The organism is Microbacterium sp., assembly GCF_026393345.1.
GTDB lineage: Bacteria > Actinomycetota > Actinomycetes > Actinomycetales > Microbacteriaceae > Microbacterium.
Genome location: NZ_JAPLAI010000047.1, coordinates 19,117 through 29,195, shown reverse-complemented (window position 1 = coordinate 29,195; position 10,079 = coordinate 19,117). Strand labels below are relative to the sequence as shown.

Here is a 10,079-nt window from a genome sequence, read left to right as displayed (position 1 = left end):
ATCAATAGTGTTTCGGCGGCCATAGCGAGAGGGAAACGCCCGGTCACATTCCGAACCCGGAAGCTAAGCCTCTCAGCGCCGATGGTACTGCAGGGGGGACCCTGTGGGAGAGTAGGACACCGCCGGACTTCTTCCGTGAAATGGCCACCCAACGCTGGGTGGCCATTTCTCGTTAACACACCAAAATAGCGCAGGAGTCGATATGAGCGAGCGACCGGGAAACGACAAGGACCGCGACGCGGATCGGAATCGTGGGTCACACCGCGGTGATGGTCGACCCCCGCGACGCGACGGCGCTTCCGGCCGTCCGGCCCGCGACGGCGATCGCAAGCCCCCGCGTGATGGTGACCGTCCGTTCCGTCCTCGCGAAGGTGATCGTGCTGCACGTCCGTCGCGTGAAGGCGATCGCCCCGCGCGTCCTCCGCGTGATGGTGATCGCCCGTACCGTCCCCGTGAAGGCGATCGTGCTGCGCGTCCCGCTCGTGATGGCGACCGTCCGTTCCGTCCCCGCGAGGGTGACCGGGCTGCGCGTCCCGCTCGTGATGGTGACCGTCCGTTCCGTCCCCGTGAGGGTGACCGGGCTGCGCGCCCCGCTCGTGAGGGCGACCGTCCGTACCGTCCCCGCGAAGGGGATCGCGCCGCGGGCCGTATAGGGAGATTCCCAGCAGTACGGCTGTGTAGCAGAGCGTCCGTTCCGTCCCCGTGAGGGTGACCGGGCTGCGCGCCCCGCGCGTGATGGTGACCGCCCGTACCGTCCCCGCGAGGGGGAGCGTCCCTTCCGCCCCCGTGATGGCGAGCGGAACTCGCGCCCGCCGCAGGGTTCCGAGGACCGGTACGAGCGCCGTGACGAGCCCGAGCTGCCCGAAGACGTCACGCCCCGCGACCTCCACTCGAGCGCGCGGAACGAGCTGAAGACGCTGAGCAAGGAGAACGCCGACGTCGTCGCGCGCCACCTCGCGATGGCCGCACGTCTGATCGACGAGAACCCGGCGCTCGCGCACGAGCACGCGCAGGCCGCTGTCCGTCGTGCCGGCCGCGTCGCCCTGGTCCGTGAGTCCGCGGCGATTACCGCCTACGCGATCGGCGACTATGCCCTCGCATTGCGCGAGCTTCGCACCTACCGTCGCATCTCCGGGCGCGACGACCAGATCGCCCTCATCGTGGACAGCGAACGTGGCGTGGGCCGTCCCGAGCGCGCCCTCGAGGAGGGTCGCGCGGTCGACCGCAGCACGCTGCCGACGGCGGCGCGGGCGCAGCTCGCGATCGCGCTGTCCGGTGCCCGGCTCGATCTCGGCGACCCCGAACGCGCCCTCGTCGAACTCGACATCCCGGAGCTCGACCCGGATCGCGCGTTCGAGTGGAGCGCCGATCTGTTCGCCGCCCGCGCCTCCGTGCTCGAGGAGCTCGGGCGCATCGAGGAGGCCGAGGAGTGGACACGTCGTGCGGAGATCGCCGCCGATGTGTGGGAACGCGCGCTCGGTGTGGGCGAGGACGAGGAGATCATGGTCGAAGAGGAGTTCCTTGACGAGCCGGTCGACGAGCCCGTGGGCGGATCCGCCGAAGCCCACGAACCGGCCGACGTGCCCGAGGATGAATCCGCAGAGGAGCCCGCCGGGGAGGCCCCGGAGTCGGACGAGGAGCGCTGATGGCTCTGCTGTCCCGCGCGACGACGCCGCTGCACGGAATCGACGTCGTCCTCGCCGACCTCGACGGGGTCGTCTACGCGGGTGATGGCGCGCTGCCCTACGCGGTGGAGAGCCTCAACCGCGCCGGTCACGGTCGACGCCTCGGCTACATCACGAACAACGCATCGCGGACCGACGCGTCCGTCGCCGCGCACCTCACCAGCCTCGGCTTGACTGTCGCTCCCGAGGATGTGGTCACGAGCCCCCAGGCCGCCATGCGGCTGCTCACCGAACGCATCCCCGCCGGATCGCGCGTGCTCGTGGTCGGCGGCGAAGGCCTCGTCGTCGAGGTGGAGAAGGCGGGTTTCATCGTCACCCGCAGCGCCGAGGACGACCCCGCCGCGGTGGTGCAGGGGTTCTCGCCCGATGTGGCATGGGTGCACCTGGCCGAGGCGGCCTTCGCGCTGAAGACTCCCGAGGACGAGGGCGGTATCCCGTGGATCGCCACGAACACCGACTGGACGATCCCGCAGTCGCGCGGCATCGCTCCCGGCAACGGCACGCTCGTCTCCGCCGTGCATACCGCCGTCGGGCGGCTCGCGACGGTCGCAGGCAAGCCTGAGACGCCGATCTTCGATGAGGCCGTGCGCCGTTTCCAGGCGTCGACGCCGCTCTTCATCGGCGACCGGCTGGACACCGACATCGCCGGGGCGCAGGCCGCCGGCATCCCCTCGGCCCTCGTGCTCACCGGCATCGACCGACCGAAGCACGTGCTCGCCGCGCCCGCGACCTCGCGGCCGACCTACGTGCTGTCGGACCTCCGCGAACTGCACGAGCCGTATCCGGTCACGAAGACGAAGGGGGATCTCACAACGGTGGGCTCCGCCGCCGTGCGGATCGACGGCGTCGACGTGCGCATCGTGAGCGCGGGGGACCGGCCGATCGATTTGCTCCGCGCCGGGGCTGCGGCCATCTGGGCGACCGGGCGGCAGATCTTCGGCTTCCGCGTGCCGGAGGAACTGTACGCCGACCCGTTCCACCGGGTCTGAGCGGTCAGTCGCGGCGGCGCAGGATGCGACGTTCGATCGGGCGCGCGCCCGCCGCAGGCTCCAGCTCGGGCGGCAGCATGACCGGGGGAGCGCCGAACGCTTGACGTGCGGTGGTGACCACACGGCGACCGAGCAAGTGGTTTCCGGCCCCGCCGACCGCGGCGCCGATTCCGAACGGCAGCGCCTTGCCGATCCACGACGCCCCGCCGCGCACGGCGAAGCGGTGGACGAAGGATGTCTTCAGCCGGTCGAGCAGGGGCCCGATGGCTGCGCGAGGGATGGTCTTTGTGATCAGTTCGCCCCAGTACGCCTGTCGGCCGGCTCCGGTGCCGCCGGCCTGGCGCGCCAGCTGCGTGACGAGGTCGATGCCCTCCTGACCGAGGAGCAGCGTCAGCACCAGGGCACGCGCGCGATCCGGGTCGCTGACCGGGATGCCGTGGACCTCGGCGACCGACTGCGCGAACAGCGCACTCGCCTCGAGGAACGCAGCGGTTTCCGCACCGCTGAGCGCGAGCGTGATGCCGGTGCCGATCGCCGGGACCACGGCGGTGGCGCCCACGGCCGCGCCGCTCGTTGTCACCGCGGCGAGATAGCGCCGTTCCAGCATCCGGACGATCTGCAGGGTCGACGCGTCGCGGTGACGGATGCGGATGCTGCGCAGGTGCGCAATGACCGCGGGCCGCTGCAGCGCGAGGACCCGATCGAGCACGCGCACGCCGAGCGGATGCTCCGTGGAGCCCGCCGGCGGAAGCCCTCCCACCCACGGCGCATCGTCGGGGAGCGAATGGATGCGGGGGACGTCGTCAGCCACGCTGTCCGCCGTCCTCAGACGTAGAGGTTCGCCCGCTCGAGGTCTTCGGCGAAGTCCACCTCGACCGCGTAAAGGTCGGAGATGTCGAGGGGCTGCAGTCGCAGGCCGTCCTCGAGGATCGCCAGCTCGAGGCCGCGCTCGAAATAGTCCTGATCGTCGACACGGGCCAGCTGGCGGAGGAACGCACGCTTGTCGTGGCGGGAGATGTAGTTGATGCCGACCGCCTCGCCGATACCACCGGACACCGTCTTCGACAGCTGCGCGATGAACCCTTCGGCGTCGGTCGTGTACTTGACCTCTTCGTCACTGACCTTGGCGGTGTTGACGGTGACGAAGGACTGCTCGTTCTCGATGAATTCCACGGCCCGGCCGAGGACGCGCGGGTCGAAAACGACGTCGCCGTTCATCCAGAGCACGCCGCCGCGGCCGGTGGCGGCGAGTGCGCGCTGCAGGCTCTTGGAGGTGTTGGTCTGGTCGTACCGGTCGTTGTAGACGTAGTCCGAGTCCGGGAAGGCCTCGACGATGGTCTCGGCGCGGTAGCCGACCACGGTGAGGATGCGGGCGTCGTCACCGAACGCGGCGCGGATGTTGTCGTGCTGCTGACGCATGATGCTGCGGCCGTCGTTCAGCTCGGTGAGGGGCTTGGGCAGGCTGCGCCCCAGGCGAGAGCCCATGCCGGCGGCGAGGATCACTGTCTGTAAAGTCACGGTTCGCTCCTGGAGTGCGGAAAAAGTATTCATGGTCGCTTCATCGACGCGACACTCCTTTGTGCCGTCCCCATGGTATCCAGGGCACCTGAATGTCAGCCCGGGGGCTTGCATCCGTTGCCGGATCGTTGCAGGGGATGACGTGAGTGCGGACGAGTCGGCGATATCGCGGTCTCCTTTCACGTGCGCTTGGTACCGTGGTCCGGTGACAGCACCGCGGCCCGATTCCTCCGAACGCTCGCTGCAGCGAGACGATTCTCTCGAGCCCACCGGCGCCGCCACGATCGACGTTCCGGACGATCTGATCATCCCGCCGAAACCGCCGCTCCCGCCCCTCGCGGTGTCAGAACCGGAGCCGGAGCCAGCGCCTGACGTCGAGACCGAGCCTGAGCCTGAGCCTGAGCCCGAGCCCGAGCCTGAGACCGAGCCGGAGCCTGACGCCCCTGTCGCGACTGTCACCGAACAGGACGCATTCGGGGCGCTCTGGACCGACACCCGCGAGGGTGATGTCGACGCGGCCGTCCCCGCCCTCGTCGTCGAGCATCTGCGGAAGGGGTTCGGCGCGACGACCGCGGTCGCCGACCTCTCCTGGGAGATCGCACCGGGTACCTTCTACGGCATCGTCGGTCCGAACGGCGCCGGTAAGACCACGACGCTCTCCATGATCGCGGGGCTCCTCCGCGCGGACGCGGGCACGATCCGTATCCACGGTGTCGACATCCGCGCGCACGAACGCGAGGCGAAGCGGCTCATCGGCGTGCTGCCCGATCGCCTCCGCACCTTTGACCGGTTGACCGGACGCCAGCTGCTCGCCTACGCGGGACTCCTCCGGGGGCTGCGCGGGGAAGTCGTCGACGAGAGGGTGGCGGCCCTCGCCCGTGCCCTGGATCTCACCGACGCCCTCGGCCGTGTCGTCAGCGACTATTCGGCGGGTATGACGAAGAAGGTCATGCTCGCCGCCGCCATGATCCACGCCCCCCGGCTTCTCGTGCTCGACGAACCGTTCGAGGCCCTCGACCCGGTCTCGGCGGGGGTGATCCTCGACATCCTGCGCGCCTACACGGCGCACGGCGGCACCGTCGTGCTGTCCAGCCACGGCATGGACCTCATCGAGCGGGTCTGCGACCGGGTCGCGATCCTCGCGGCCGGGCAGCTGCTCGCCGAAGGGACCGTCGTCGAGGTGCGCGGCGAGAGTACCCTCGCGGAACGCTTCGTCGAGATCGTCGGTGCCGGCGGCGAGGCGGAAGGTCTCGAGTGGTTGCACACGTTCTCCGGCTGAGACTCGCGCTGCTGCTGGCCGCGGGTCACCGCGGCGCGCGCGACCGCCCCCGCATGATCACGGGTCTGGGTCTCGTCGTGCTCGGCGTCGTCGCCGCCTGGGTGGGGCTCATCGGTCTGCACGACGCGAGCGACGCGGCGGCTCAGGTGGTCACCATCACCGGCGGGGCGGCGATCGCGCTCGGGTCGCTCTTTGCCCCGCCGCTCGTCGGCGACGACCAGCTCGACCCGCGTCGATTCCGTTCGTTCGGTGTGACGGCCCGCCCTCTCGCGGTCTCGGTTCTCCTCGCGGGGCTCGTCTCGGTGCCGATGCTGGCGCTGCTCGCCACCGCCGTCGGCGTGATCGTGCTGTGGCTCGCGCACGGCGCGGGCGCTGCGGCATCCGTCGCAGGTCCCGTCCTCGGCGTCCTCATCGCGCTGCTGCTGACCAAGCTCTCGGGGGCCGCCACGGCACGGCTGCTGCGCGAGCGGCGCTCCCGCGAATTGACGGGGCTGTTCGTCCTGCTGCTTCTCATCGTCGTGGTGCCGGTCGGGCTTTTCTTCGCCTCGCTCGACTGGGACCGGAGCGTTCCTTCGCCGCTCATCGCCGCGAGCCGGGTGCTGTCGCTCACACCGCTGGGTGCGCCCTGGGCGCTGCCCGGCTACGCCGCGTCCGGCGATCCGCTCGGCTGGGCGTCGCTCGCCATAGCCGTCGTGACCCTCGCTGCGCTCACGGCCGCCTGGTTCGCCGTCGTCAACCGGATGCTGCACGCACCCGAGCGCCCGCTCACCGCACGGGCGCATGCGGGGATGTCGTGGTTCGCCGTGATGCCCTCCACCGCCGGTGGCGCGATCGCGGCCCGGAGCGTCCTCTACTGGTTGCACGACCGCCGCTACGGGGTCAACGTCCTCATCGTCCCGTTCGCGGCACTGCTCACGACGGTGCCGCTCCTCATCGCCGGCGTCCCTGCGGAGCTCGTGGTGCTGGCACCGCTGCCCATCGTCGCGCTGTTCTTCGGCTGGATGCCGCACAACGACCTCGCCTACGACTCGACCGCGCTGTGGCTGCACATCGCCAGCGGCGTCCGCGGCATCGCGGACCGGTTGGGGCGACTCGTTCCGATCCTCCTCATCGGCGTGCCCACGTTTGCCGTGTTCATCCCGGTGGCGACGCTTCTCAGCGGACGCTGGGCGCACCTGCTGCCGTTGACCGGGGTGTGCGCGAGCCTGTTCCTCGCGGGACTCGGCCTCTCCTCGATCGCCTCCGCCGCCGCGCCCTACGCGGTGTCCCGGCCGGGTGACAGCCCGTTCCGGCAGCCGCAGCGCACAGAGGGCGCCGGCATCGTCTCGCAGACCGTGGTCATGGTCGGAGCGGTCTTCGTCAGCATCCCGACCCTGTGGTGGGCGTGGCAGGCGGTCACGGTCGACCCGTCGTACGGTGCCGCAGCGCTCGTCGCCGGCGTGGCCACGGGTCTCGTCGTGCTGGGGCTCGGACTCGCGATCGGGTCGGTCGTGTTCGAGCGTCGCGGGAGCGCGCTGATGGAGTTCGCCGAGACTGCCGCGTGAGCCCTGGCCGCGGATAGAATCGGTGCCTATGAGCACGCCTCTCGACCGTCCCGATTCCGGCGGAACCGCCACCCTCGACCGTGAGCTCGAGGAACTGCTCCGCGAGGAGCACATCGAGCCGGGCGATCACGAGCGCTTCTCCCACTATGTGAAGAAGGAGAAGATCCTCGAGTCCGCCATCACCGGCAAGCCGGTGCGGGCGCTCTGCGGCAAGAAGTGGACCCCGGGCCGCGACCCGGAGAAGTTCCCGATCTGCCCCACTTGCAAGGAGATCTACGAATCGATGATGGGCTGACCGGGTCGGCCCTCACGCACCCGGCGCGTCCACAGAGAGCGTGGCGATCGCCGGATCCGAACGGCTGAGGCCGTGGGCTGTCAGGGGCAGCTCTCGGCGCACTGAGCGATGGTGCTCCCGCGCGCGACGCACGCCCTCGTGCCCCTCGGCCGAAGAATCCGGCTCACCCTCGGTCACCAGGGCCACCTGCAGCGGACGCGAATCCGGATGCGGGGCCACCGCGTCCAGCGGATCGACGGCGCCGGACACCATCACGACTTCGGCGTCGGCCGTGCCACCGGGGATGCGGCGGAACGCCGCCTTGCGGCCGCCCCGGGACACTTTCTCCGCCGATGCCTTCGCGACGGAGACCCACGACCCGGCCGGGTCCTGGCGGGAGACGAGTTTGTAGACCATGCCCGCGGTCGGCGTCCCGGACCCGGTGACCACCGACGTGCCCACCCCGTAGGAGTCGACGGGGGAGGAGGCGAGCGCCGCCAGTGCGTACTCGTCGAGGTCGCTCGTCACGGTGATGCGGGTGCGCGTGGCGCCCAGCGCATCGAGCTGCGCACGGACCCGGGCCGCCACCACCGGCAGGTCGCCGGAGTCGATGCGTACGCCTCCCAGATCGGTCCCCGCCACCCCGATCGCGCGCTCCACGCCGGTGGCGATGTCGTAGGTGTCCACGAGCAGGGTGGTGCCGACGCCCGCGGCGGCGATCTGCGCGCGGAACGCGTCCTCCTCGGTCTCGTGCAACAGCGTCCAGGCGTGGGCGGCGGTGCCCATGGTCGGAAGGCCCCAGGTGCGTCCGGCCTCCAGGTTGCTCGTGGCGCTGAAGCCGGCGATGAACGCGGCGCGGGCAGCGGCGACGGCGGAGCGTTCCCCGGCGCGGCGCGACCCCATCTCGGCGAGCGGCCGGTCGCCGGCAGCAATGCTCATCCGGGCGGCCGCGGTGGCGACGGCCGAATCGTGGTTGAGGACGCTGAGTGCCAGCGTCTCCAGCACCACGGCCTCGGCAAACGTGCCCTCGACCGTGAGGATCGGCGACCCGGGGAAATACAGTTCCCCCTCGCGGTAGCCGATGATCGACCCGCGGAACCGGAAATCCTCCAGGAAGGCGACGGTGGCCGCATCCACGATCTTCTCGTCGCGTAGGAACCGCAGCTCGTCCTCGCCGAACCGGAAGTCCCGGATGAGACTGAGCAGGCGTCCGGTGCCGGCGACCACCCCGAAGCGGCGCCCCCCGGCCAGGCGGCGGGCGAACACCTCGAACACGCTCGGGCGGGATGCGGTCCCGTCACGCAGGGCCGCCTCCAGCATCGTCAGTTCATACCGGTCGGTCAGCAGGGCCGTACTCATGCGGGTCACTCTATCCACCGGGCGTAGGCTTGAGGATCGTGGACGATGCGCCGATCGGGATCTTCGACTCCGGGGTCGGCGGGCTCACCGTCGCCCGGGCCGTTTCGCAGCTGCTGCCGCGGGAGTCGCTGCGCTACATCGGTGACACCGCCCGGTCGCCGTACGGGCCGAAGCCCATCGCGGACGTCCGTCGCTATGCGCTCGAGGTGCTGGACACCCTGGTGGACCAGGGCGTGAAGATGCTCGTCATCGCCTGCAACACCGCATCCGCCGCCATGCTGCGCGACGCCCGCGAACGCTACGACGTCCCGGTGGTCGAGGTGATCGGCCCCGCCGTCCGTACCGCGATGTCCACCACCCGCAACGGCCGCATCGGCGTCATCGGCACCGCGGGCACGATCGGGTCCCGCGCCTACCAGGACATGCTGGAGGTCAACGCGACCCTCACCGTGTTCGCGCAGGCGGCGCCGCGGTTCGTCGACTTCGTCGAGGCCGGCGTCACCGACACCCCCGAGGTGCTCGACGTTGCCGAGGAGTACCTGGCCCCGCTTCGGCACGCCGGCGTCGACACGCTCGTGCTCGGCTGCACTCACTATCCGTTCCTCGAGGGCGCCATCAGCTACGTCATGGGCGAGGGCGTGAGCCTCGTCTCCAGCGACACCGAGACCGCCAAAGACGTCTACCGTCAGCTGGTCTCCCGCGACCTGCTCGCCGGCCCGGATGCGGTCGCCGAACACGTGTACGAGGCCACCGGCTCGTCGGCCGACGAGTTCATCCGCCTCGCGCACCGGCTCATGGGCCGCGAGGTGCGCGACGTGCAGCTGGTGCAGACCGGCGTCATCGACCTCCCGCGCTGACCGGCGCGACCTTCCGACCACCCCACCACGCCCCCACCCCGAGGAGACACATGTCCGAGATCATCCGTGCCGACGGGCGCACCGTCGACCAGCTGCGTCCCGTGACCATCGAACGCGGCTGGTCGAGCCAGGCCGAAGGGTCGGCGCTCATCTCGTTCGGCGGCACCAAGGTGCTGTGCACCGCCTCGTTCACGAACGGCGTGCCGCGATGGCTGACCGGCAAGGGCAAGGGCTGGGTCACCGCCGAGTACGCCATGCTGCCCCGCGCCACGAACTCCCGGAACGACCGCGAGAGCGTCAAGGGCAAGGTCGGCGGTCGCACGCACGAGATCTCCCGTCTCATCGGCCGCGCCCTGCGTGCCGTCGTCGACACCAAGGCGCTGGGTGAGAACACCATCGTGATCGACTGCGACGTGCTGCAGGCCGATGGCGGCACCCGCACCGCGGCGATCACCGGCGCCTACGTGGCGCTCGCCGACGCGATCGAGTGGGGACGGAAGAAGGGCTTCGTCGGTAAGAACGCGAAGGCGCTCATCGATTCCGTCGCCGCCGTCTCGGTGGGCATCATCGACGG

General features: G+C 70.5%; 10 protein-coding genes, 1 rRNA gene and 1 pseudogene (1 of these 12 running past the window's edge). 9 read left to right on the top strand and 3 right to left on the bottom strand.

The window, feature by feature from the left end; genetic code table 11:
- The first annotated feature begins 11 nt into the window (after positions 1-11).
- The 4 genes from rrf (at position 12) to NT132_RS08810 (ending at position 2,674) form a co-directional block, all read left to right on the top strand.
- Positions 12-128 (top strand): 5S ribosomal RNA (rrf, locus tag NT132_RS08825).
- A gap of 141 nt (positions 129-269) precedes the next feature.
- Positions 270-653 (top strand): hypothetical protein, encoded by a 384-nt coding sequence (locus NT132_RS08820; protein ID WP_297787523.1) that lies wholly within the window; start codon positions 270-272, stop codon positions 651-653.
- A 306-nt stretch (positions 654-959) separates the two neighbouring features.
- Entirely contained in the window at positions 960-1,646 is a 687-nt protein-coding gene (locus tag NT132_RS08815; RefSeq protein ID WP_297787521.1) for a hypothetical protein, read from the top strand.
- Complete coding sequence (locus NT132_RS08810; RefSeq protein ID WP_297787519.1) at positions 1,646-2,674, top strand: HAD-IIA family hydrolase; 1,029 nt, start codon at positions 1,646-1,648, stop codon at positions 2,672-2,674. The genes NT132_RS08815 and NT132_RS08810 overlap by 1 nt, the downstream gene beginning before the upstream one ends.
- A gap of 4 nt (positions 2,675-2,678) precedes the next feature.
- Here NT132_RS08810 and NT132_RS08805 read toward each other — a convergent pair whose 3' ends face one another.
- Complete coding sequence (locus tag NT132_RS08805) at positions 2,679-3,485, bottom strand: hypothetical protein (protein WP_297787517.1); 807 nt, start codon at positions 3,483-3,485, stop codon at positions 2,679-2,681.
- Positions 3,486-3,499: 14 nt separating this feature from the next.
- Positions 3,500-4,192: an NTP transferase domain-containing protein gene (locus NT132_RS08800; protein ID WP_297787515.1), complete on the bottom strand. Its 693-nt coding sequence runs from the start codon at positions 4,190-4,192 to the stop codon at positions 3,500-3,502.
- 205 nt (positions 4,193-4,397) lie between these two features.
- On the opposite strand from NT132_RS08800, the gene NT132_RS08795 reads away from it, so the two are divergent.
- From NT132_RS08795 to NT132_RS08785, 3 genes are read left to right on the top strand one after another with little or no spacing between them, the layout of a single operon-like run.
- Complete coding sequence (locus tag NT132_RS08795; RefSeq protein ID WP_297787513.1) at positions 4,398-5,471, top strand: ABC transporter ATP-binding protein; 1,074 nt, start codon at positions 4,398-4,400, stop codon at positions 5,469-5,471.
- Positions 5,447-7,015, top strand: coding sequence for a hypothetical protein (locus NT132_RS08790; RefSeq protein WP_297787511.1), 1,569 nt, complete (start codon positions 5,447-5,449; stop codon positions 7,013-7,015). Before NT132_RS08795 ends, NT132_RS08790 begins: the two co-directional genes overlap by 25 nt.
- 28 nt (positions 7,016-7,043) lie before the next feature.
- Positions 7,044-7,310, top strand: coding sequence for a DUF3039 domain-containing protein (locus NT132_RS08785; RefSeq protein WP_297787509.1), 267 nt, complete (start codon positions 7,044-7,046; stop codon positions 7,308-7,310).
- 12 nt (positions 7,311-7,322) lie between these two features.
- On the opposite strand, the gene NT132_RS08780 is transcribed toward NT132_RS08785, so the two are convergent.
- Entirely contained in the window at positions 7,323-8,657 is a 1,335-nt protein-coding gene (locus tag NT132_RS08780; protein ID WP_297787507.1) for a nicotinate phosphoribosyltransferase, read from the bottom strand.
- A gap of 29 nt (positions 8,658-8,686) precedes the next feature.
- Here NT132_RS08780 and murI point away from each other — a divergent pair, with 29 nt between their 5' ends.
- Both murI and rph read left to right on the top strand, forming a co-directional pair.
- Entirely contained in the window at positions 8,687-9,505 is an 819-nt protein-coding gene (gene murI, locus NT132_RS08775; RefSeq protein WP_297787505.1) for a glutamate racemase, read from the top strand.
- A gap of 50 nt (positions 9,506-9,555) precedes the next feature.
- Positions 9,556-10,079: pseudogene (gene rph, locus NT132_RS08770) on the top strand (ribonuclease PH) (it continues 203 nt past the right edge of the window).